This is a genomic window from Dolichospermum sp. UHCC 0260, assembly GCF_009711985.1.
In the GTDB taxonomy this organism is placed as follows: Bacteria; Cyanobacteriota; Cyanobacteriia; order Cyanobacteriales; family Nostocaceae; genus Dolichospermum; species Dolichospermum lemmermannii.
Window position 1 is genome coordinate 72,577 of the sequence record NZ_VIKZ01000006.1, and the last position, 23,477, is coordinate 96,053.

A 23,477-nucleotide genomic window follows, 5' to 3' on the forward strand; every position below is an offset into this window, starting at 1 on the left:
TAATTCAACGAATTTGAGCTAATTGAATCAATGCTTCTGCACGTTCCGCATCTTGTTTTTCAATCAGTTCAACATAAATTAATAACTCTTGATGCTCTGTTTCTGTAATTTCTTCAGTTTCATTTTGCTGACGCAAATAATTTAATCTATCTTGTTGTTCAGAAGAAAACCGACGTTGAATAATTTGAATTAATTCCGTTTCCCTAGCTTCAGATGTCTTTGTTTCTGATACCTGTAAAGCTTGATGAGAAAGAGATTCTAAAAATTCAACAGCCTTTATTAAAGATTCTCCCGGTAATTGTTCCAGAAGTGCAATTGCCCTTTGACGAATTTCTGTAGGTGCAGTCATACTCAATCTGACCTCATTTATATATAGCTTAGATTATAAATCTGGCTCTAAACTAAAATTTATCACCTAATTTCAATAGAACACAATACCCATGACCGTACAAATATCACAAATAGACTGCCAACGCCTTACCTATATAATCCAAAATTTACCATATTTTGTCAATGTGCGCGATCGCTGTTGTAATTTAGATGCCAAATTGTGATTATTTTAGATTCTATCATTCAGTCATCAAACTTATGTTTATGGGAATTTAATCACAGTCAATTCCCAATCTCTCAACCTGCAACAGCTACAATGAGAATTGTTGTGATGTTCCCTATTAGCTAAAGTGTCAGACTCTTTACCATTACGCGAGCATTATCTCGCTTTAATTAACGATATTATCGAAACCACTCTCAAGGGTAAGATTAGCTCTGTAGAGCAGGTTTATCAAATGTTGCTCAAAGGTATCACTTCCGGGACTGGGGAGGTGTTTGAGTTAGTTTTGAGCGATCGCCTGAATACGATACAATCTCAGGTAGACTCGGAAACCGACGAACTGAAAAAAGCCAAAGCCACCCGCAGCTTACGCGCTGCCAAAACCATCCAAACTCAATGGCAACGGTGGCAAGAACAAAATAAAGCCACTGAAGCGATATCTCTATCTATGCGGGAAATTACCACAGCCACCGCAGATGAGCGATTAACGGCTTTGCTACGAGCTACTGATCCCAATTTGAAGTATCCCTTAAATTTGTCTCAACTTCAACAGTTAGCCAAATCTTTACAACAATTTGCCGGTGCTAATCAAGATTTTCAGCAAATTGCTGACGGGATTAATCATGGTATCGCTTCTTGGCAAAGAATCCAAGCAAATTTACTGAATTGGATGTATGAACGCAAAAATTCATTAGGATTTGGAGGTGTACCTGGAGAAAATAGTCCTTGGGCAAGTTGGGCTAAAGTAGTTAATAGTGAAGTTCCCCAAATCTTTTTTCATACCTTAGCAGTAGAACAATCAGCTTTAGAATTTGCCGAAAAACAACAGACAATAAGTTTAAGTAATTGGGTAGAATTAACAATAATTTTACAGCTTTTACAAAGGGGTTTAATTAATTGGTTTGACCAACAAGCTTATGATATTCAAGCAGGACCCAAATTATCTATTTCCACATTTTTAACATTTGCCGTCATTTGGAGTCAATTAGCCAGTGGTTTTCAAAATCAGGCTCTAATATATAGTAACGGTGCATCGCAAATCATGCTGCAAATTTTGCGAACCTTTGCCCAACGTCCTTATTTTCCTCTTTATGGGGGGATTTTCGCCTCATTTTCTGGTAGTTATTTACGAGATGCTTTGGATTATTTAGATGCCCCTTTACGTTCCGCTGAAGGTACTCAGGAAAAAGCCCGAATTTTGACATTATTGGGGTATTCCCAGCGCGGTTTAGGCAGATATGATCGCTCCCTTGATTTTCATCAACAAGCCGTAGAAATAGCCAGAACTGCCGGAGATAAAATCTGTGAAATCGCCAATCTTAACCATCTGAGTCGGACTTATGTGCAACAACAAAATTATGGTGAAGCCATTAATTATAGTCAACGGGCATTAATTTTTAGTAGACAAACCGGGGACAAAACTGGAGAAGCTAACGCTTTAGTAAATCTAGGTTATAGCGAAGTCATGCAAGCCAAGCAAACAGAAATTAGTGAACCAGAAGTTTATGAATTTGCAATTAACTATCTGGAACAAGGATTAAAACTAGCAGAAAAATTAAATGATTTACAAAGTCAAGCTTTATGTTTTAGTAGTTTAGGAATTGCTTATTTAGTTACCGCACAATATCCAACAGCAATTAAATATTTAGAAAATGCCTTTAAAACCGCCCAAATTTCCGGAGATTTGTATTTACAAGGCAGAGATTTAGCATATTTAGCTGAAGCTAATTATCTTATGGCTAATTATGAAAAAGCAGTTTATACTGGTAGTTTAGGAATGTATCTTTTAGATCAAATTGCTTCTGATGAATGGCGACAACCTGCTGGTTTATTGACTATTATTAGGGGACAAATTGGTACAGACAAATTCCAATTATTACTCCAACAAAATCGCCCCAAAATGATTGCCATTATTGGTGTTGATGGCTATGATTATATTCCCACATTGTTAGTAAAATATCAAGAAGATATGTAATTGACAGCTACATCTATAAAATGTCTATTTTATTTTTGTTAGCTCTAATCACTAAATATCCAGAAAAATATCAACATCAACTTGAGCTTGTTTTAAAATACTTCTCAGTGTTCCCTCCTTAATCTCTCGATGATGAGGAATAGTTGTTTTTTGATTTGTTTCTGGATTAAACCAAATTTCATGATCTCCCTTTGCTGCACGGTAAAACTCAAAACCTAGTTTTCCTAACTTCCTAATTACTTCTCGATAAGAAAACCCTGCTAATCTTCCCATCACACCTCCATAATTAGCGGATATTCAAATTGGGAAGGTAAATCTTGGAGATAAAAATTCTGATTTTTCTCTCTCTCTAAATCTAATAATACCTTAGCTACATCTTCAGCAATTTCTATAGCTTCTTGTACTGTTTTTCCTTCTGTAACTAAACCCTGTAAATCCTCACTTGTAGCCACAAAATATTCTTGCCCATCTTCAATAAATCTTTCAATTTTGAGTCTAATTAGCGTTTGCATTTACTTAACCTTTTTACTCAAAAACAGCGTTAATGATTTTTCAACAGATTAAGAATAACTACTTAAATTTACCTGATGATTGTCAGCAATAGCATATTCAAATTACACAACTCGGACAGGCAAGATGCCCGTCCCACAATGGTTTTATTTAAATATGGTCTGTAAATTAGAGATTTTTTAACTGATTACTCCATTGCTTCATTCACAGGGAATCTATCAATTAACTGCATCGCCCGTTGAGCATTTCGCCGCAACATATCTGGTAAATTAGGAACATGAGGAATCTGAGATAATAAATCCAGAGTGCGGCGTAAAATTCGCACTACGTCTCCTTCATCTAAAGTGGTTTTTTCACATAATACTTTCCACTCTACCCCTAATGCCCACTGTTCCACCAAAGAGATTAAGCTGATAAAACGAGTTTCCAAACCCACCGGTAAGGCTACCCCATGACGATACTGCACCTTTAATACAGAACGACGAATGGGTTGCAATGTTAACCAAGCTGCGTCCGCTTCTGGAGATAGATTAAAGTCAACTTTTGTATCTGGACGGGGGCTTTCAGTCACCAAAGCGGCTATTACTGCTGCTAAGTTATGGGGACCAATATTATCTAACTCTCCACTGGACAGAACTAAACCTAACCATAATTCATTTTCACCGCGAATAGCCGCAGCAATTTGTCCTAATTTTGTGGGGACTAAATTATCTAAACATTCAAAGGATTGCAAGATTTCAATTAAACAGAGAAACTCTTCCCAATATCGTTGGGATTGTAATGATACTTGCTCTTGTAAATGTTCAAGTTCTGCTTCTAGTTCCACACAACGCGCTCTATTTTTAAATATTTTGGCAATATTCCCCGATTTATAAATGGGATGGGTTTCTAACTGTTCTTGAACCGCAGTTAAGCGACTGAGTTGCTCCTGTACCTCTGTCGGTAGATGATTAAATTCTTCAGGATTGGGTATACTTTGAGCGATCGCTATCGTGCTTTCATCACCACGGATTGATTGTCCTCGTTTCAAGCTCAATTCTGAAGGTGGTATTAGCTGCGCTGGAACTTCTACCCGTGGTATTTCCGCATACATATCTAATATATCTGCTGAAGTTGCTACATACCAACGGTTATTTTGCCCTAAGCAGACAAAGTAAGATGTTTCACCCACACTCACGGCTTTGTCAACCAACACTACTGTTATCGGTAGGGGTGACATGGCGTTTCTGTCGTTGAGACTCAACATAGTTCCAGATATGGCAAAATCTAGCATCATTGCCAATTGTGCCTGTCTATCTTCCTGTGCTTGTTCTTGCAAGGTTTTGAAAATTTGCCGTTCTACTTTCAGCCGTTGACGCAATTTTTCATATTGCATCAATTCATTTTCATCAATAGCTGCCAATTGTGACTGAATTTGCGATAATTCGCCTTGAACTTGCGCCAGTTCTTCAAAATCTGGTTGCAAATGCAAGTTGGACATATATTGTCCAAAACTTCGTTCTATCAGTTCTCTGGCTTTTTCTATGGTGTGAGTTTGCAGCAGGTTCAATACCATGCCGTAACTGGGTGTAAACTGACTAACTAAGGGATCAGCCTTAGATGTAGCTAAATAGGATGCTTCTTTTGCTCCTTCAAAGGGTGTCTGCAATGTCACTACATAGCCTTGGAGATCCATACCCCGACGACCAGCGCGACCTGCCATTTGCAGAAATTCCGAAGCATTGAGTAAGCGGTGTCCATTATCAGTCCGCTTAGACAAAGTAGAAATTACTGTTGTCCGGGCGGGCATATTAATTCCCGCTGCTAAGGTTTCCGTAGCGAATACAACTTTAATTAATCCCTGTTGAAACAGTTCTTCGACAAATCCTTTCCAGGCTGGTAAAATCCCGGCATGATGGGCAGCTATGCCTCGATACAGTGGGGCAACTTGTCCAGCCCTGCCAGCATCGGGGTTTTTGCGTAAAAATTCATCAATTTGTTGCCGCAGGATTTGGGACTCATCATTATTAACTAACCATAAATCACCAACTTCTTCGACAGCTTTATCACAGCCCCGACGACTGAAAATAAAATAAATTGCAGGGAGCATATCCCGTTCTTGCAGTTGGCTGAGGGTATAAATAATACCGGGCGGTTCTGGTCTACCAGCTTTGCCTTTTTCCCAATATCCTTTTTTAGCCTTTTTGACTAAGCGGGGATTAATTTTGGTATTGGTTTCATTTAATAACGGAAATAATCCTTTGGGATTACAAAAGTTAAATTCTAGGGGAACGGGGCGAAAATCGGAGTAAATCAGGTCTGTTGGCCCATGAACATGATTTAACCAACTGGTAAGTTGATCACTGTTGGCAACGGTGGCAGAAAGGGCTACAAGTTGGACGCTGCGGGGACAGTAGATAATTGATTCTTCCCACACTGTACCGCGTTGGCGATCGTTCATGTAGTGGCACTCATCTAGCACTACAGCCTCAACGTCTGTCAAGGAGATGCCAACTTGTCCTATGGGTGTACCATAGAGCATATTGCGGAAAATTTCTGTGGTCATGACCAAAATTGGTGCATCCCTGTGAATGGAAGCGTCTCCGGTGAGGAGTCCAACTTGATCAAAGCCAAATTTTTCGCGGAAGTCTCGAAGTTTTTGATTAGATAATGCCTTTAAGGGAGTGGTGTAAAATACCCGTTTCCCGCGAGATAAGGCACGATAGATAGCATATTCCCCGATGAGGGTCTTTCCTGAGCCTGTGGGCGCACAGACGACTACTGAACGGTCAGCATTGAGGGAGGCGATCGCTTCTTTCTGGAATTGATCTAATTCAAAGGGGAAGATTGACCCAAGGTCAAGTTCATTAGCGAAGTCGGAATAATTCACTCAATCATAATTTACAAGCAGACTATCCACTATCATAACGTGATTCGTGGTTTGCTACGTTGACAGGAAAAGCGCAAGTTGTGAAGGTATTACTGAGCTTTTTTTAATCATTTTACTATTTCAGCAATTTTGCGGAGACCTCGACAGGCAATTACACTGACTACTTCCGCCAAGAAGTTTGTTGCAAAATTTGATCTATTTCTTGAGGAAAAGGACAATCATCAGGAAAAGAAAAAGATTGATAATCAGAGTTCTCTCGCAGAGTCGTTAATGCGCTGATATAACATTCTATAAATATTTCATCCCAATACGGTCTTAAGCTGGGAGAGTCTTCCAATAAGCCTTTCAATTCTCGCTGACTACGCTTAATTGTTTCTGTCCAACCACGATAGTCTTGAACGTAGTCTGAATAACAAAGTTTAAGACAATGTTCTAACATTGTGATGAGCCGATTTCGCAATTCTCGCTTTTGACTCCTTCCCAAACTTTCAATCTCCTCAATTAAGTCTTCCCAGTCAACACTATGATAATTTTGCTCTTTCAATAGATTAATTGTCTCTTCAATCCAGAGGGCGTAATCTGTTTGGGTTAGCATAGTATTTTTCCTCTTTCCCTAATTTTACACTTTTTTATCATTTTACTATTTCGGCAATTTTGTACAGAACTCGACAGGCAGATTCTAATTCGTTTTGGGTAGACAATGGGGCAAATACTCGTGATATGGCATAGTGTTGATTTTCTAGTTTGACAAACACAATATCGTCGCCATTGGTTAACATTCCAAAGTTAGGTAGATTAGTGTTGGGACTAGCCATTAAGTAAGTCAGGGTTTGTGGCAATGCTGACCACACTGATAACATGGTTTTTTTGGATTCTAAAACAATTACCCATAAGCGGTCTTGTAATACCAGTAAATCTATTCGACCCTGGAGGGTTTCTTCACTATCAGCTATTGTTATTTGTACAGATTCTTCTGCTTTGATGCGAAAAGGTGGATCATATAAACCTGCAATGGTCAGCAATGGAGAAACGAGTAATAGCATTACTGTACTTTCTAATAAATGCCCACCTGAACGATGATAAAGATAACGTTTCCAGAGAATTTCTAGGTTTGTGCGGTCATTGGGATTAATTTCAGGTAATTGATTATGCCATTCTGTAAAAAAATCCTGAGATTCATTGCGACTCAAGCCAAATCGTTTTTCTGCTTCAGCGATGGTGGTGATAGTTTCAGTCACAAAAAGATGTTCAAAAACTTGGTTACTGAAGTAGACCCTTAATGCAGTCATAGCAGCAGTTTGTATATCTTTCATAGGATGGGACTTAAAACGCTGTCGATAATTATCTAAACCATCCCACTTTTTAATACTACTTATCCCACCGTGTACAAGTTCGTTCCGAAGTTTAAAAAGTTCATCTATACGCTTCTCCCAGTCGTTTTGATCAGGAAATGTTTTTCTGATACCTTCTTTAAGATTTTTACGAACTTTATTGTGTTCACAAAAAAGAGCATCTAAGGCAATGAAGAAGTGAATAAAACGCTCTGTACTATCATAAACAATTCCATAGTTAATAAAATGGGCAGCCGTAGTCGCTCGTTGTTCAGCCAAGTTTGAAGCATTAGACTTTAATTCATACCAACTTTGTATTTCAGATAATATATCTGATGATATATGAAGACAATTGTTAACCAATAAAGGTGGAAATAGATTGCCTATTCTTGCGGTTATAGAACCGCATTCTGCTTTACTTGCATCATCTGGAAATTGAATTGAATAGGTAGTTGGATCTGCACCACTCTTAGTCAGAAGGTTAGGTATTTGATCATCTAAACAAGAGCAAAGAATAGCAATGAAAGTACGCATACTGTCCCCTGCAATACTTCTAGCACCAGAGGCTGTCCCTGATGCTTCACAAATCAACCAAGTTGGTGAAAATAAGAAGTCCTTATTGCTATGGTCACTTATTCCATTTGCCCAAGTTCCAATGCTAGGCATCCAGTCTTGTGATTCATCGTAATTTTCAGAAAGTTTTTTCCATTGATCTTGATCATTAGCCCTAAGAAGAGTTAAACCATCAAATCCAAGAATAAATGAATCAGTTCTGACTAAACGCAGTGGGTACATAATTAGCCATTGAACTAGCGAATTAGCTAAATTGCGATGGATTTCATTCCACAAATGAGATGCAAATTCGTCCGGATTTTTAATTGCTCTGGCTTCAAAAAGTGTACTGGCTCTTCTTAAAAAAAGACTGTCAAAGGTAAAAAGATTTGGGTTAATTGCATTTTCTCGCATTGCATTTTCTCGCAATGTTTCTCTAATTATCTTTGAAAAAGACTCTTTGTCACCTCCTTCAAGCTGAGGATCAAAACGTATAGCTATATCTGCAATATCTTCACAACATTCAAACACACCACGATTTATCCACCACTTCATTCCAAATGATGAACCCAGATGTTTCCCAGTCATAAATGATTCTAATAATCCAGAACCATCTTCTGGCTCGTTCAAATAAATCTGTTTTGTCAAATGAATAAGCTTCTTGATAAGCTTCTTGATAAGAGCATTATTGGCTTTCATTATTTCGATAGATTTTATAAAATCCTTTTTATTATAGCTGTTATCCTTTGGATGCAATACAATAGAGGGCGGGGAAACCCTAATCCTAAAGATTTTACAACTCACAGACTTTTTCACAAACTGGAGAACCGTTAGACAGCAATTTCAGTCAGAATAGAATAGTGTGTTTGAAGTAAGCCGCATTCCTTTAAATCAATATATGGATACTTTAACCAAAAACCGAGAGCAAATTATTGAGTCAATTAAGACATTACCAGAGGATTCCCTCACTGAACTCATCAATTTTGTTGATTACCTGCGCTATAAAGCAACTCAAAAACAATCCCAAAAAACCAGTAAAAACTTTTTGCTTTCAATTGCAGCCTTGGGAAGTTCAGTCAAAAAGAGTGATAATGGAAAATATTAACGCAGCCATTTCTGGTTTCCCAATCTAATCAGCTATGCAAAACCTCACCAGAATTACCCGCAACCCTGAAGTAATGGGCGGCAAACCCTGCATCCGGGGAATGCGTATCACAGTTGGTACTATCGTTGGCTTAATGGCATCTGGACACAGTACAAATGATATTCTCAAGGCTTATCCATACCTTGAAGAAGTAGATATCTATGAAGCTCTTGCCTATGCTGCATGGCGGGCTGAAGAAATTGAAGTCCCGTTGATAAGTGCATGAAAATTTTGATTGATATGAATCTTTCCCCCGATTGGGTAGCGGTTTTTGGGAGGTATAATATTATCGCTGTCCATTGGTCTACCGTTGGCGATACCCGTGAGAAAGATTCGGTAATTATGGAGTGGGCAAGAACTAATGGATATATCGTCTTTACCCACGATTTAGACTTCGGTTCTCTGTTAGCTGCCACAGGTGCAAATACTCCCAGCGTTATTCAGGTTCGGACTCAGGATATTTTGCCTAGTAGCATTGAAAATATAGTAATTTCAGCCCTGAACCAGTTTGAATCTTCTCTTTTTTCCGGTGCGTTGCTAACAGTTGACAAAGCCCAATCTAGGGTGCGTATTTTACCCATTAAACGTGGTTAAGAGGGAGTGGATATTTCTGGGTTTTCAACCATAAACCGCTGTATTTTGTAATTTCCCGTGCTGCATATCATAAAAAAACTTCACTTATCACCCTTTCCCCAATTCTTGAGCGCGTTCTTTCGAGGCTTTCACAGCTTCAATGATAGCAGAACGAAAACCGGCTTTTTCTAAGGCACTGACACCGGCAATAGTTGTCCCCCCAGGACTGGTAACTCTATCCTTGAGTTCCGCTGGGTGGATTTTTGTTTCTTGTAACAGTGTGGCTGTTCCTAAGACCGTTTGTACAGCTAGTTGTTGAGCGATCGCTCTCCCAGACCAATTTAATGAAATTGAGGATAGCGATTCCTACGGAGCGTTTCGCTATCGCACTATATTTTAGGGTACGTTAATGAAGCGATTAAATAAGGCTATGATATAGGGGTAAACCTTTGATTTCTTCCCCTGCTGCTAGTTTATGGAGATATAAATATGACTGTGCAATTTAGAGAAAAAGCTTTGATGGCTTATGAAACCATGCCATCAAGTCAGAAGAATAGGGTTTCTAAAGTAATAAAGCAGCTAGATGTTGATAAATCACAGCGATTAAAGTCTGATAAACTTGAGGATACAGATACGTGGGTAGTCAAAGTAGATCCCACAGTACGGCTACTATTTAAAAAAACAGATCAGGGTTTTTTGATAATTGATATTATTGACCGCAAAAAGGAAGATTATTCGTGATCACACTTTTTCCTTATAAGTTTGATATCAACAAATGTGATCAACAGATTCAAGAACTGCAACATTTTCTAACAGCTAATTTAGCAATTTCAGAAAGTGGAGAAAATGGACTACAGAAATTTTTCTCAGAGCGACCAAACTTAATTCTTTTACTTGGATATTGGCATTTTGGGCTAGAACCGGCTTTTTATAAGCCCGAAGTAAGTTTATTTAGTAACGAGTTTAGAGCAGATTTTGTTATTGCTGATCGACAGAAAAAGAAGTTTGTTTTTATTGAATTTGAGGACGCAACAGAAAATAGCATTTTTAAGCTTAAATCAAAAAGTTCTGATTCAGCGAATACTAGTTATGAGTGGTCTTCGAGATATGAACATGGGGTAAGTCAAGTCATAGACTGGTATTACCGAATGGATGATTATGAGAGAACTTATAAATTTGAAGAATATTTTGGTCATCGTGAAATCAGCTATACTGGGTTGCTTGTGATTGGCAGGGATAAATTTATCCAGCAATCTGGCTTAATGCAAAGATTTCGATGGAGATCAAGTAAAACTATCATCAATAGTAAGCCTCTTCACTGCATAACTTTTGATCAATTGCTTCAGGAGTCAATAGAAAAACTATCTACTCTAAAAGCGAGTGATGAGCTTGAATAAAGCCACTGAAAAAAATCCCAAAAAACCAGTAAGGTTATTAATTGGAGATGTATCGTTGACAATGATCACAACCTACCCATCTCCCGTAGATTCTTAATATCTTGTTCAAAATCTTCTACATCATAATGCACCGGGATTTGACGACTTGCTAATAGATGTTGAAAAGCAATCCGGTTCATCCCTGCAAATCGGCTTGCTTGAGCCAGAGTAAGTTTGTCCTTCTGAAACAGCAAAACGGCAATTTCTTGCTTCATTTCCCCTTCATTCATTCGAGTCGCGGTTAAGCTGTTACGCAGCTAGATCCAATAATCCTGATATTGTTATTTCTTGTAGTGCGGGCATCTTGCCCGCAAGAATTATACAAATTAAATGCACAACAGCTTAGAAGTTCATCAGAGATGATAATACTCATAACTAAAGTCCTCTTCAATATTTTTAATTCTAAACATTTATCTCTTTCAAAGTGAATAAAAACTTTAGTGAAAAAAGATTTTTGAGTCACCTTGAAAAGTTATTATCACCCCTTCCCCAATTCCTGAGCGCGTTCTTTTGAGGCTTTGACGGCTTCAATGATAGCAGAACGAAAACCGGCTTTTTCCAAGGCGCTGACACCGGCAATGGTTGTCCCACCAGGACTGGTAACTCTATCCTTGAGTTCAGCAGGATGGATTTTTGTTTCTTGTATCAGTGTAGCTGTTCCTAAGACCGTTTGTACAGCTAGTTGTTGAGCGATCGCTCTTGGTAAACCCACAGCCACACCTCCATCAGCCAACGCTTCAATCATCAATGCCACATAAGCCGGTCCACTACCAGATAATCCTGTCACCGCATCCATGAGGCTTTCCGGGACTTCGACGACTTCCCCCACAGCGGTAAAAATCTGCTGTGCTGTTTGTTGGTGATGGGGATGAGTATATGCACCTAAAGAAATTGCCGTTACCCCTGCACCTACTGTAGCGGGAGTATTAGGCATAGCCCGAATTATGGGAACTTGGGGAAAGGCTGCTTCCAATTGTTTTAAAGTTACACCCGCGAGGATAGAAATGATCAGGGGTGAATGTTCTGTGGGCAGGATATCTGCTAATTCTTGAGCCACAGCCGTAAATATTTGGGGTTTGATTGCCAACATCACCGCTGTTTTCGCTTCCCCTAACACCAAGCTATTATCCGTAGTTACAACCACCCCATATTGCTGCTCTAAATAGCTACCGCGTTCAGCCTGGGGTTCACTGACGATGATTTCTGAGCCTTGATAAATACCACTGACAATAAGGCGGGATAATAGAGCTTCTCCCATTACCCCACCGCCAATTAAGCCAAATTTTATATTCATTTTCATTAGTCACTAGTTAGTGGTCAATTAATTATCAGAACTAATGACTAATTTACCTTACTGTGCCATCCGAGTGGGTTCATTTCCCCAAGCGGTCGTTGCTGCTGTCGCTGCGGGACGAGCGGGACGAGCTTGGCTGATAGGCACTTCATGTATTAAACCACCTTGAGTGCTAACTTGCACGCAACTGGGAGTAAACAAGAAGATGCTTTCACCAATTCGTTCTTGATGTCCGTCTAAGGCATAAGTACCACCGGCAACAAAGTCAACTGCACGTTGAGCTTGGTCGGGGTCCATAATGGTCAAATTTAATACTACTGATTTGCGTTCGCGCAATGCTTGAATCGCTTGGGGCATTTCTTCAAATGTGCGAGGTTCGAGGACTAGAACTTCAGAGATTCCATTAATTGCGCCTGGCATACCAATAACATTACTCATAGGTTTGGATACTGTTGTTGCTACTTCTTCAGTAGTGGTAGGTGGATTTTCCCGCCAACGCCGATTGGCAGGAGTAGTTTCCTGTGGCGCTGGTTGAGGATTTTCTTGCTGATAGATGTTTTGATAGTTATTGGCTGTATCAGCTTCTTCTTCGTAGTATTCGTATTCTACCTGCTCATTTAAGCCAACAAAGTCCCTGAGTTTGGAAAATATATTACTCATGTTGTACGCTCCCGGATTAAAATTCCCCTAATTTTCCTGGCTATAAGTTACATTAAAGTTACTTTTAGGCAGTAGTCGTAACTATAGTAGATGTTGGACGTAGCAATTGTACTACTGATTTTACTCTTTAGTACAAATTCTCAATTATCAACAGATACTCATGTTAATGCCTGCACATTAACGAATCTGTAACATTGAGTTAAAATTGTAGCCTAATGATCATTAAAAATAAAGGGGGTCTGACCACCTTTGCAATTAAGAATTACTTATGAGAATATTATATTTTTTGACAATTATCAATACTTGGTAGTAAATTCGCAACCGAGTGTTAATCATGCCGTCTCGAAGTATGACTACAGCTATGTCTAGGCTCGTTCACCAAACAAAATTGTACCTAATCGCACCATTGTTGCCCCTGCTTGCACTGCCAATTGGTAATCCCCAGACATACCCATTGATAATTGCTGCATTGTAATATTTGGCCAATTTTGTGATTTGATGGTTTGTGCTAATTTGTATGTACTATTAAATAGTGTTAAAATTTCTGCATCCGCCAAACCTTGCGGCGGAATTGTCATCAAACCTTGAATTTGTAAATTTTGACATTGGTTGAGTGCTGCCAAGTCAGCTAATAATTCTGGAACCATCCAACCAGATTTATTCGCGTCGGGGAGAAGTTTGACTTGTAAGCATACGTTAGGATTCACTCCCAGTTCTTGCGCTAGAGTATTTAAGCGTTGTGCCAGCGGCAAGTTATCAACGGAGTGAATCCATTGAAATAGTTCTAAGGCTTTTCTGGCCTTGTTCGTTTGCAGATGTCCAATTAAGTGCCAGGTAATATCCGATAGATCTTGCAATTCGGCTTGTTTACTGGCAGCTTCTTGGATGCGACTTTCGGCAAAATCACGAACTCCTGCGGTGTATGCTTCCCGCATTAATTCGGTAGATACTCTTTTTGTAACAGCAATCAACCTCACTGTAGATGGGAGTGAGGCGCGAATTTGAGTAAGGCGATCGCTAAGTGAACTACTCATTGGAATGTGCGCTGAAATACACCTTGAAGTTGCTCGTACTCTTGAGAATTACCACTGCGGCGCAAAGTCCGTAGGCGATTTTCCAGCATCATTCTGGCTTCAGTCCGGCCAATTGGCTGAAATTTCAGGGCTTTAAGCTCAGTTGTTACCAGAAAAAATAAGCGTTGGGCGTAGAGTGTGGTAAACAGATCCTGGTTCTCATCAACCATACAGATCCTATAGAGTAAACCCCAAGTTGGATGATTTATGTAAGTTTCTGAGTTTTCTGGATTCATTTCCTAGTCAGGGTGGGGAGTATATGTAGCCGGGAACGGGGAACAGGCTGAAAAGTTTGATGATAACTGGATGTTTTCATGCAACTGACAACCGCTATAGCTTGTTCTGCAATTTACTAACATTCAGAGGATAGTATATCCCTTCCGCCAAATTTTTCGTTGACAGTGCGAAACTAACAATCTTCTTGACGGTTTCTGAAGCAAAACAACACCCTTTTAAGTCTGTGATGTTGCACAGGCTTCTTTCTATCCTGCCACAATTCTCACCCAACGGCGCAAAAATGGACATTTATCCAGCCGGCATATAGTAGGAGTCAGGAGTCAGGAGATTAAGGAGTCAGGAAGAAAGAAGAAAGAAGAAAGAAGAAAATTTTTTCTCGTTCCCATACTCTGTATGGGAATGAATTCTCAAGGCTCTGCCTTGAATAACAATAGAGGCAGAGCCTCTAGATAGTATTCCCAGTCCGAGACTGGGAACGAGATGAAAAATGTCATATTAGAATTGAGGGCTTCTGTCTCTCGACGGATGAAAACACCTAAATTCATTGCTTAAATCTAGAATACCGGGAATTCATGCGCCAATTTACCAACGAGGAGAAGCAACCCTGCTGCTTTTGCCGCAAGCATTAATAATTCCTTTTCCTTTTTGCAGAGGTGAAGTTCCTCTGTTGTCATTTCATCGTAGTCGAGTTCCTCCTCAATGAGATCAATGATCTCTCGAGCTAGTTTCATTGTAACGAAAAGCACTGTGCGCTCGTCTTCGCAGAACGCTACAGGTGCCATATCCCAGGCTTTCGTAAACGTGAGTATATAACCCGCCTTACTGGGACAGAAAAACTTTAACTCAAACCCAATCTCCTTTAGATCCGATATTTTAAGCGACTTCCTGTTCTCGTAAGTGATCGGAACGTCTGTTCTTAGGAATTTCATGTCTTTAGTCTTTCTGCTTTATGTATATTATGTATATTATGTATATATTGTAAGATAAATGCGTTGCTTATTTACCAGAGTCAGATCCCCGACTTCTTGAAGAAGTCGGGGATCTTGTTACCGATTTTTCAGAGAAGGAAAATTTTTCCCACCTAGTTCAATTTGTCCAGTTACGCACCCAGCTTTTAACCTATTTACTAAATATTCTAAATCACTGGCAATAAAATTTGTGCCATGATCTGGTTCTACTAAGCTAATTAAATTCACATCATTGATTATTTGATCACCTAAATTAGCAATTCCTAGAAAATTGAAAACCCCTGATTCATAAGTTCCACAAGGTACAGAAGGATTATTCATTCCTACACAATATTCATTTTCTTGAAACCAATCAAAATCAGGATAGCCATGAAAGTGAACTATGGGCGCACCATTGGCAATTAATTCTGGTGTATATAAAGCCGCAGCTAAACTAATAGCTAACATGACATAGATATCATAGGAAGGTTTGATATCTGTTTTTTTTGAATTACTTCCTAATGGTAATTGCAGATGTAATTTATCTTGTAAACCAATCCGCAGAATATCAGAATCAATGTTTAAATCCGTTTTATTTGCCCCGGAACGAGAACTAACTAACCAAATATCAGGTATTTGCTTAAATCTATTTTCGGCGTTGATATTTAGTTTAATAAAACGTCTACCTTGTTCATTTTGGCGAAGTTCATAACTACTAAATCCGGCTACAGGTAATAAATTCTCCCATTCATCAATAGTGATTTCTGGCTTACCGACATAATGAGGAGGTTCAGCATAAGCCACAAAACCATAAGATACTCCTGTTCTGCCATTAACGATAACATTAACAATGTCTCTATGGGATTTTCTTTTAATAACTTCATCTAATTTAAATCCGGCGGGAAATAAACCTGTAGATGCTAATTCTTGCCCTAATTTTACCAGCTTTCCGGCATAGTTTGATAGATGAGGATTATATTCTCCTAGTTCAAAGCGACTAATTAATAATGGAGTAATGGGGACAAATACTTTAGGAATAAGTGATTTTAAAGCAAAATTTTCAATTTCATGGGGAGCGAATTTAGAATCAGAAAGATTCATATTCAAAATAGAAAATTTTTCATCAGATACACCAATAACAATTTCTGAAAAGGTTTTAACTAGTGTATTGATACCAATGCGAATTTTTTCTGAATAAGGTGTGAGTGGATTAACAAATTCAGCATCTATATCAGTGAGAATTATTACTTGTGTATTTGTCGGATCTTCCACATATTTGGCAGCATGATCTTCAGCCCAACTACTTAATTTAGCAATTTCTATAACGGACATTTGCTGTTTTTCTTTCAACCATGTATAAGATAACTTATACCAAGCCTCAGCTATAAATATTCCTAATTTTCTTAACCATGAGTTTGGTCTTTCTACGTCTATTACAGCATCAATATCTGCTCTGACACTCTGCATTTTTAAAGATTTCTGCCAGTTAATAATGGGGATTTTAATGGTATGTTTTAATTCGGTTGTGGCTTCTTTCCAGGGAATTACTTTCACACCATGCTTTTGCAGATAGAAAATTAATTGTTGGCGAAATCTGACAATAAATTGATGATGATAATTATCGGGTAAAGGTCTAAAAGTAACTTTTAAGTTTTCAGCCATGAATTGAGGATTAATAATTGGTGCTTGATATCCTGTGGGTGATTCTCCAGAAAAGCCACCAATTAATTTACCAATAGTTTGTAAACTAATACCTTGAGTTAAAGGTTCATGGGCATAGTTATTTGTAACATTCATTTCCTGGATTAATGCTAAAATATCTTCTTTATATGTAGCTATTTCTATTTGTATTTCTGGAGTAATTACACCCTTGGGAGAACGAATATTTAGCTTGCTATTTTCTGACCAGAATAAGACACCTTGTTGAGTGAGTTTTGCTAAAATTTCTGCTGCGTTCATAACAAAATTTCCTGTATTTAAAAATAGGAAGTTAGAAAAGAGGACACCTGGCTGAATTAGGCTATCCTAATCTAGCGAAGTGTCCCAATAATCAAGGAGGAAAAACTGGTTTATCAGTAATTAAACAGAATTTGTAGAGGTTATATCTGGATAATTTCTGACTGAGAATTTTCTAATTCTTCAGATAATCTGAGAGAAAGTTCTTCAATTGTGGGATAATACCAAAGGTGGATAAGTGATAATTTAAATCCCAAAAACTTTTCGGCTTTACTAGCGATAATTATAGTTTGTGCTGAGTCTAAACCGTAACTATCTAAAGGTTCACGAATATTTATTTCTTCTGGATTAACTCCCAGTAAAGAGGAAATTTCTGCAACTAACCAAGTTTGAATTTTAGTGGCGTTATCTTGGTTTTCGGGTAGAGAATGAGAGAGATTGTTATTCATTTATGTACCTCCTGGTATTAAGTAATGAGATGATATCTTCATGATATAATCAATGCAATTATCAACCAGTTTTTCTATGGTTTGGCGATTAAGTGCAGGTTGAGAAAAAACAAAATTTAAAGTCATTTTTTCTTGAAAAGTAGCAGCGTGAACAATAAACATTCCTGCATATAAAGCATGAGAACCAACAAAACTGATTTCTTCTAGTTCTAATTCACCATAGCTATGGGGAATATTAACTTTACCAACGTTAGAAACTGAAACTGTAGCAGATACTTGATTCGGGAATAGCAAAGAAAAATTTATCAATTGTTTAGCGAGAAATATCATTTGAATAATTTCTCCTTGGCTAATTTTTTTATTAAGAGTATGTTTTGCTTTTCGCGCTAATTCCCAAAAAGATATATTATTAGTAATTCGATAAAATCCCATGATAGAGGCGGCTAAAACCGTCATATTTTCTTGACTAATTTCTGGTTGTAACCGTCTTCTTAAATCAAGATATGATAAACAACTAACTCGAATATTATCTTCATGGCTTTTAGTCAGTTGTTTGGAGACTGTTAACATTAATGCCGCACATAAAGCACTTTGTACTGTAGTTTTTTCTTGTCTGCATTGCTGAATAAACTGTTGTGTTGATTCTTCGCTAAGTTGTCTATGAATGATTTCGCAACGCCGTTGAGAAATGGGAACATATTTTTCTACTCCTAATGTTTTTGGTTGATTCCAATATTTTTGCAGTGCGAGATTTAATAATAAAGCAATTCTCCCTAGTTTGCCTTTAAAACTATTTGTCCATGGAGGTAATAGTTTTTCAATGGGTGGAAGTGGTTCTAACGTAGTAACTGCTGGAATGGATTTACCTGCGGTAATTTTTTGACAGTAAGTTAAAATTTCTGAATGAAGTTGGATGCTTGATAAACCGTCGGTAATAGCATGATGTGTAGTTGTAATTAGATAATTGATATTCTGCTGATTTAATATTTTTACAAGTACGACTCGTAGCAGATATTTACTACTATCAATTACCTGATTCATTTCTGTATTAACGATTGCTTCCCATTCCTGACTTTCTCTAATATTAACAACTTGCAAAGGAAGTTTTCCTGTACCTTTGGACTGATAATAGTAGGAATTTCTAGAATTAATAATATGAGCATTAAGCGCAGGATGACGATATTGAATAATATCTAAAGACTGTCTGAGAACCGTTTCTTGAATATTTCCTTGAATCCGGCTAATGGTAACTAAGTTCCATGTTTTAGCTCGTTGATTCAGGATTTCCATTGTTTCTTCTAGCTGTCCTAATTTTCTATTTATAGCCATTTTTATCACCGTTGTTGGTAGTGAGGGATTTATCCCTCACTTGCATATAAATCTAATTTGATTTGTTTATGTTGTGGGCATTATTGTATTTTAATAACGAACCACAGAGGCACAGAGATCACAGAGGAAATGCTGTATAGTGCTAACTACAAATTTTGTGGATGATATTGGCTGAATTCTTCTGGCATTTGTAAGCCTTGAATTTTTAAGTTTTGAATACGATATAAATACGCTGCACCTGTCATAATTTGATCGGCTATATCAACTACTCGACGATTATTGATATCTGCTAAGTAAGAATGACGTACCCAATTATTAAAACTTCCCATTGCTGGGCCACACCAGATTTGATAATCAATTTCTCGACCTTTTTCTCCAGTATTTGACCACCGGGAAGATAGTCCTAAATACCAGCGAAATATTAATGCCATTTTTAATTTAGGATTATTAGCTGCTTTGCTTAATTTTTCTGGGTTACGTTGAGATAAATAAGTAGATGTTTCTTGCCAAATTTCGGCAATTGTTTTTCGCAGAATTTGTTTTTCTAACTTTTCTATTTCATCTGGAGGAATTTCGGCAAAGGAATTATAATTTCTGTATAATTCCCCTAGTTTTTGAGCGCGAAGGGGGAAAAGAGTTCCCCGCTTAAGAACTTGTAATTTGACTCCCATTTCAAACATATCTGCTGCGGGTGCCATCATTACATCAGTCATTTCTGCTTCAGCTAGGAGCTTTTTTGTATATTCAGAAGTCCCAGCTTCAAGGCAAGATTGATTAATAGAACCGGTGACAATATAAGCTGCACCCATCATTAAGGCTGCTAGTGCTGATTGGGGTGTGGAAATTCCCCCAGCTACCCCAATTCTTACGGGTTGTTTATAACAATATTTACGTTGAATTTCGTCTCTTAATTCTAAGATAGAAGGTAATAAACAAACCAAGGGACGATTATCTGTATGTCCTCCTGAATCTGCTTCTACGGTAATATCATCAGCCATAGGAATCTTCGCGGCAAGATGAGCTTGCAATTCGCTAATTAATCCTTGTTCAACTAATTGGGTGAGAATTTTTGTGGGTGCAGGTTGGAGGAATTTAGTGGCAACTTCTCGCCGGGAAACTTTGGCAATAATTTTATTTTTGATTTCAATGTCATTAGCTGAATTTAAACTTAGTCCAGCGGCCCGATAGTAGACGATATTATCACTCAAATCTAAGAATGCAGAGGCTTCAATTATTCTGACTTGATGCTGTAAATACAAATCAATTAAACGCCGTTCAATAGCAGGTTCGCTAGGACTATGAAGCAAGTTAAAAACATAAGATTTGTGATGTAAAGCTTGTTGAATTTTGTGAATTGCTGTTTCTATCCGGGAAGGAGATAAACCTCCTGCACCAAAGGAGCTTAAAATGTTGGCTTTTCCCAAGGTAATTACCATTTCTTCAGATGCAATACCTTGAGCCATTGCCCCAGTCATATAGGCATATTTTACGCCGTAGAACTCTAGAAAAGTTGGATCACCTAATTGATGAAATCCGATAGTAGGAACAGTTAAAAGCATTTCCAATTTCTGAGTTTTACCGTTAGCACTATATGATAAACTGCCTTCATTGCTAATACCAATTTGTCCTTCTTTATTCAGAATATAACAAGGAGAATTTAAATTCATCAGTTTATTTTTAATATTTACTGCATCAAAAGACACAGTATTTAAATCGCCTTGCCATCCTTGATAATTGTTATTCATTGAAGGAGAAAATTTGAGTTGTTGTTGATACTTGTTTTCTAAATTAACCACGTTATTTAACCTCTAATCATCAATTTGAATGTTTTGGACAGGCAAGATGCCTATCCCACAATAGATTCACAAGAATTACTCTGTATTTCTACTTTTCTTTTCTAACTTGGATCACCATTTTTTTGTACAAATCTAATTGCTGCTGGAGAAAGAGACTAAGTTGTTGAAGTGATGTTTGCCGGGACTTTAATAAAAATCCGTGTGCTTTAGCCAGCCGGACATGATGATCATTTAAACTTTTATAATTAGGGGTGGATTTTATTTTGTGTTCATAATTTAATAAGGAAGTATCTGGAAAAGATGACTGATTTTCGCAAGCATTATCTTGATCCAATTTGATGTTGGGAAAAGAATATAAAGGTGATAAATCCAATTCAACTCGATGACTAAACAGCTTGGCTAAGGCTTTAATAATGGAGGTATGATCATCTACACCTCTTCTATTTAGAGATACAGCTAGATGTTCTTTGTCTTTGAGAATTTCGCTAATCCACCGACTACAGTTACTACCAACACCAACTTCAATAAAGATTCTGATATTATCATTGTAGGCACGATTAACTAAGCGAGGAAAATCAAGTTGGTGACAAAGGGCTTTAGCAATATTTTTGCCTATTGAATTACTATCAATTTTCATGGGTGCGTATTCTGCCGCAGAGTAGAAAATTGCTTTTGAATTTGCTTGGCTAGGTAAGGTATTGACTTTTACTAATTCATCATATTCAGAGTGCATTGGTTCACAATGAATTACATGATTAATTGATGTTGGAAAAGCGTCACATTTTAATGTTTGAATAACTCTTTCACAAGCTTGAGTTTCACCAGCAATAATGACTTCTTCAGGTGTATTAATTAAAACGATATAAACCCGACTTTCATTTTTTAGAACTTCTTGGACTAGGGAAGAGGAACATATCAAAATATAGTTACTCCAAAATTCTTCGCTTTTACCTGTATGAATTAAAGGTAATCCCCAATGCTGACGAACTGCATTTTTTTGACCAGATAGCCGGGTTTTAAATAAAGGGGATGAATTCAAATAATCACTGGTACTTTTAAAGCTAGTCCAGACCCCTTGTGCTAACATCATGCTAGTTTCACCAAGGCTATATCCAAAAGCATAGGGGGACTGAATGCGAAAGTAATTTTTCAGCATTACTGTCATTAATCTCGCTAAACCAACTTCCCATTCGAGCATAGAAACTGGATCATTTATTAATTTTTGTTCTATAGTTTCTAGTTGTCTTTTTGATAATTTATTAATGCTGCGAGGATAGATAAATTTTTCAATGTCAGCGGCTCGATTATAAACGCTTTTAACGACAACATCATCATAGAGTTGAGGGAAAAGACGGAAAATATTTCGTCCTATTCCTATATAAGAAGTAAAAGAACCAGGATAAACAAACGCAACATGACCTTTTTTTCCTTGGGGATTAACTGTAAAATAACTACCAAGAGGAGTTTGCCAATCTTTGCCAGTAGCAAAAGCAATTTTCACTCCCTGAATTGCCCTTTCAATTTCTCGTTTTAATTCTTCTGGATGTCGTGAAAGAATTGCTAAAGCGTAAGTTGATTGTTGATATTGCTGATATTTTTGGAAATAATCACTAGCAAGTTGTGATAGAGAAGAAACATCTGTGAGACTTTGTTGAAGTGCGGTAATTTGTGTTAATAAAGAAGCACGATCATCAGCCGCAATGGGAAATAAATAATAGGACATTTCTGCTAAATATTGACTACTGCGTTCTATCTGGCTGATTTCTTCTGACAAAATTAAATGTCCATAAATATTATCTTCTTCCATTATATTTACCGCAGCTATTCTTTTAGTCGCACCAGGTTCTAAAAACCAAGGTTTTGATTCTACGGCTACATAAAAGGGGCTTCCGTGCCAAATTTCTGGCTGTTTAGGATTGAACCATTGGGGAACACCGGGAATATAACGATAATATAAACAAAGTGCGGTTTTAATGAGGCTAAATATGCCCGCAGAGGCTTGTGTATTGCCAATATTTGCTTTCACACTACCCAGGGCACAACTCAGATTTTCTGCCCCTGTCTGATAAGCCGATATTAAACCTTGAATTTCCGCTATATCTGCGTTAGGAATCCCACTAGCAACAACTTCCAAATAACCAATATCTGCGGCATTAACATCTGCTATTTGAAACGCCTCTTGACAAGCTTGCTTAACAGTTTCTGGATGATTTGGAGCATCTTTCACTACACTCAAACCATCAATGACTGCATAGATGCAATGATTTCGTTGCTTGGCTGTTTCATACAGTTGTAATACTACTGCGGCAGCACCTGCTGTTTTTATGATCCTCTGAGCTTTTTCGTCATAACTGAAAGCATATCCAGTCGGATTAATTTCTATCGGGTAATTCTTATCTATCCCGACAATTAAAACAGCCTCAACTTGTTGGGAAATTAATAATTTTTTACTGACATCCAAGGCTGATAAAAGCGAATTTTCTTCGGCAAAAAATGCTAATTCAGCAGAAATATAATTAGCTAATTTAGCAGAATTTTCTGTGGGAGAAATGATGATTAAAGCTATCTTTATATCTGGTTGAATTTTAGCATCTTCCAGCGCAGAATTGATCACCTCTCGACTTAAAGGAGTTTGCTGATAATTTTCAGATGTAACTGAATTTTGCTTACCTTCATAAATCAGACGTTCAAACTTATTTAATGTTGGTGAACTACTCACAAAACAATCCATACCGACAATTGCTAACTTTTGATTCTGTGCAATTGATTTCATTATGATTCTCCATTTTTTTATAA

23 protein-coding genes and 1 pseudogene are annotated in these 23,477 nt (G+C 37.7%); 6 read left to right on the top strand and 18 right to left on the bottom strand.

Features of this window, described 5'->3' with window-relative positions; genetic code table 11:
- Nucleotides 1–4: 4 nt before the first annotated feature.
- Nucleotides 5–349: a hypothetical protein gene (locus tag FJR08_RS04230; protein ID WP_168632265.1), complete on the bottom strand. Its 345-nt coding sequence runs from the start codon at nucleotides 347–349 to the stop codon at nucleotides 5–7.
- Between the two features lie 331 nt (nucleotides 350–680).
- On the opposite strand from FJR08_RS04230, the gene FJR08_RS04235 reads away from it, so the two are divergent.
- A complete protein-coding gene (locus tag FJR08_RS04235) occupies nucleotides 681–2,525 on the top strand; it encodes a tetratricopeptide repeat protein (protein ID WP_168632266.1) in 1,845 nt (614 codons plus the stop codon).
- A gap of 51 nt (nucleotides 2,526–2,576) precedes the next feature.
- Here FJR08_RS04235 and FJR08_RS04240 read toward each other — a convergent pair whose 3' ends face one another.
- The 5 genes from FJR08_RS04240 to FJR08_RS24175 form a co-directional block, all read right to left on the bottom strand.
- Nucleotides 2,577–2,798, bottom strand: coding sequence for a type II toxin-antitoxin system HicA family toxin (locus tag FJR08_RS04240; protein WP_168632267.1), 222 nt, complete (start codon nucleotides 2,796–2,798; stop codon nucleotides 2,577–2,579).
- Nucleotides 2,798–3,037, bottom strand: a complete 240-nt coding sequence (locus FJR08_RS04245) for a type II toxin-antitoxin system HicB family antitoxin (protein WP_168632268.1) — start codon at nucleotides 3,035–3,037, stop codon at nucleotides 2,798–2,800. Before FJR08_RS04245 ends, FJR08_RS04240 begins: the two co-directional genes overlap by 1 nt.
- A gap of 185 nt (nucleotides 3,038–3,222) precedes the next feature.
- Complete coding sequence (locus FJR08_RS04250; RefSeq protein WP_168632269.1) at nucleotides 3,223–5,904, bottom strand: RNA helicase; 2,682 nt, start codon at nucleotides 5,902–5,904, stop codon at nucleotides 3,223–3,225.
- A gap of 160 nt (nucleotides 5,905–6,064) precedes the next feature.
- The gene (locus FJR08_RS04255) at nucleotides 6,065–6,499 is read right to left on the bottom strand and encodes a DUF29 domain-containing protein (protein WP_015078603.1); all 435 of its coding nucleotides are present in this window, start codon (nucleotides 6,497–6,499) and stop codon (nucleotides 6,065–6,067) included.
- A gap of 37 nt (nucleotides 6,500–6,536) precedes the next feature.
- On the bottom strand, nucleotides 6,537–8,417 hold the full coding sequence (locus FJR08_RS24175; protein ID WP_217357476.1) for a HEPN domain-containing protein: 1,881 nt from the start codon (nucleotides 8,415–8,417) through the stop codon (nucleotides 6,537–6,539).
- A gap of 232 nt (nucleotides 8,418–8,649) precedes the next feature.
- On the opposite strand from FJR08_RS24175, the gene FJR08_RS04265 reads away from it, so the two are divergent.
- The 3 genes from FJR08_RS04265 to FJR08_RS04275 are packed head-to-tail and all read left to right on the top strand — an operon-like array spanning nucleotide 8,650 to nucleotide 9,525.
- A complete protein-coding gene (locus FJR08_RS04265) occupies nucleotides 8,650–8,892 on the top strand; it encodes a DUF2281 domain-containing protein (protein ID WP_323294433.1) in 243 nt (80 codons plus the stop codon).
- Between the two features lie 34 nt (nucleotides 8,893–8,926).
- Nucleotides 8,927–9,157, top strand: coding sequence for a DUF433 domain-containing protein (locus FJR08_RS04270; RefSeq protein ID WP_168632270.1), 231 nt, complete (start codon nucleotides 8,927–8,929; stop codon nucleotides 9,155–9,157).
- Complete coding sequence (locus tag FJR08_RS04275) at nucleotides 9,154–9,525, top strand: DUF5615 family PIN-like protein (protein WP_168632271.1); 372 nt, start codon at nucleotides 9,154–9,156, stop codon at nucleotides 9,523–9,525. The genes FJR08_RS04270 and FJR08_RS04275 overlap by 4 nt, the downstream gene beginning before the upstream one ends.
- A gap of 87 nt (nucleotides 9,526–9,612) precedes the next feature.
- Here FJR08_RS04275 and FJR08_RS04280 read toward each other — a convergent pair.
- A pseudogene (locus FJR08_RS04280) lies at nucleotides 9,613–9,834 on the bottom strand (pyrroline-5-carboxylate reductase family protein); the annotation flags it as partial.
- 159 nt (nucleotides 9,835–9,993) lie between these two features.
- Here FJR08_RS04280 and FJR08_RS04285 point away from each other — a divergent pair.
- Both FJR08_RS04285 and FJR08_RS04290 read left to right on the top strand, forming a co-directional pair.
- A complete protein-coding gene (locus FJR08_RS04285; RefSeq protein ID WP_053540354.1) occupies nucleotides 9,994–10,245 on the top strand; it encodes a hypothetical protein in 252 nt (83 codons plus the stop codon).
- Nucleotides 10,242–10,901, top strand: a complete 660-nt coding sequence (locus tag FJR08_RS04290) for a Shedu immune nuclease family protein (RefSeq protein WP_168632272.1) — start codon at nucleotides 10,242–10,244, stop codon at nucleotides 10,899–10,901. Before FJR08_RS04285 ends, FJR08_RS04290 begins: the two co-directional genes overlap by 4 nt.
- Before the next feature lie 65 nt (nucleotides 10,902–10,966).
- Here the strand turns inward: FJR08_RS04290 and FJR08_RS04295 are convergent, their stop codons facing one another.
- The 11 genes from FJR08_RS04295 to FJR08_RS04345 all read right to left on the bottom strand — a co-directional run bounded on the left by FJR08_RS04295 (nucleotide 10,967) and on the right by FJR08_RS04345 (nucleotide 23,454).
- Nucleotides 10,967–11,197: a UPF0175 family protein gene (locus FJR08_RS04295; protein ID WP_256369708.1), complete on the bottom strand. Its 231-nt coding sequence runs from the start codon at nucleotides 11,195–11,197 to the stop codon at nucleotides 10,967–10,969.
- A gap of 221 nt (nucleotides 11,198–11,418) precedes the next feature.
- Entirely contained in the window at nucleotides 11,419–12,234 is an 816-nt protein-coding gene (gene proC, locus FJR08_RS04300) for a pyrroline-5-carboxylate reductase (protein WP_015078593.1), read from the bottom strand.
- Between the two features lie 57 nt (nucleotides 12,235–12,291).
- Nucleotides 12,292–12,894 carry a cell division protein SepF gene (locus tag FJR08_RS04305; protein WP_015078592.1) on the bottom strand — a complete coding sequence of 201 codons (603 nt, stop codon included), beginning with the start codon at nucleotides 12,892–12,894 and terminating at the stop codon, nucleotides 12,292–12,294.
- A 365-nt stretch (nucleotides 12,895–13,259) separates the two neighbouring features.
- Nucleotides 13,260–13,928 (bottom strand): YggS family pyridoxal phosphate-dependent enzyme, encoded by a 669-nt coding sequence (locus FJR08_RS04310; protein WP_168632274.1) that lies wholly within the window; start codon nucleotides 13,926–13,928, stop codon nucleotides 13,260–13,262.
- Entirely contained in the window at nucleotides 13,925–14,203 is a 279-nt protein-coding gene (gene pipX, locus FJR08_RS04315) for a transcriptional coactivator PipX (protein WP_015078590.1), read from the bottom strand. Before pipX ends, FJR08_RS04310 begins: the two co-directional genes overlap by 4 nt.
- Before the next feature lie 555 nt (nucleotides 14,204–14,758).
- The gene (locus tag FJR08_RS04320) at nucleotides 14,759–15,133 is read right to left on the bottom strand and encodes a hypothetical protein (protein WP_015078589.1); all 375 of its coding nucleotides are present in this window, start codon (nucleotides 15,131–15,133) and stop codon (nucleotides 14,759–14,761) included.
- 117 nt (nucleotides 15,134–15,250) lie between these two features.
- A complete protein-coding gene (locus FJR08_RS04325; protein ID WP_168632275.1) occupies nucleotides 15,251–17,110 on the bottom strand; it encodes a hypothetical protein in 1,860 nt (619 codons plus the stop codon).
- Between the two features lie 140 nt (nucleotides 17,111–17,250).
- On the bottom strand, nucleotides 17,251–17,556 hold the full coding sequence (locus tag FJR08_RS04330) for a phosphopantetheine-binding protein (protein WP_168632276.1): 306 nt from the start codon (nucleotides 17,554–17,556) through the stop codon (nucleotides 17,251–17,253).
- Nucleotides 17,557–18,885, bottom strand: coding sequence for a condensation domain-containing protein (locus FJR08_RS04335; RefSeq protein WP_168632277.1), 1,329 nt, complete (start codon nucleotides 18,883–18,885; stop codon nucleotides 17,557–17,559).
- A 146-nt stretch (nucleotides 18,886–19,031) separates the two neighbouring features.
- The gene (locus tag FJR08_RS04340; protein ID WP_174782984.1) at nucleotides 19,032–20,630 is read right to left on the bottom strand and encodes a PfaD family polyunsaturated fatty acid/polyketide biosynthesis protein; all 1,599 of its coding nucleotides are present in this window, start codon (nucleotides 20,628–20,630) and stop codon (nucleotides 19,032–19,034) included.
- Between the two features lie 139 nt (nucleotides 20,631–20,769).
- Nucleotides 20,770–23,454, bottom strand: coding sequence for a PfaB family protein (locus FJR08_RS04345; protein WP_168632279.1), 2,685 nt, complete (start codon nucleotides 23,452–23,454; stop codon nucleotides 20,770–20,772).
- Between the last annotated feature and the right edge of the window lie 23 nt (nucleotides 23,455–23,477).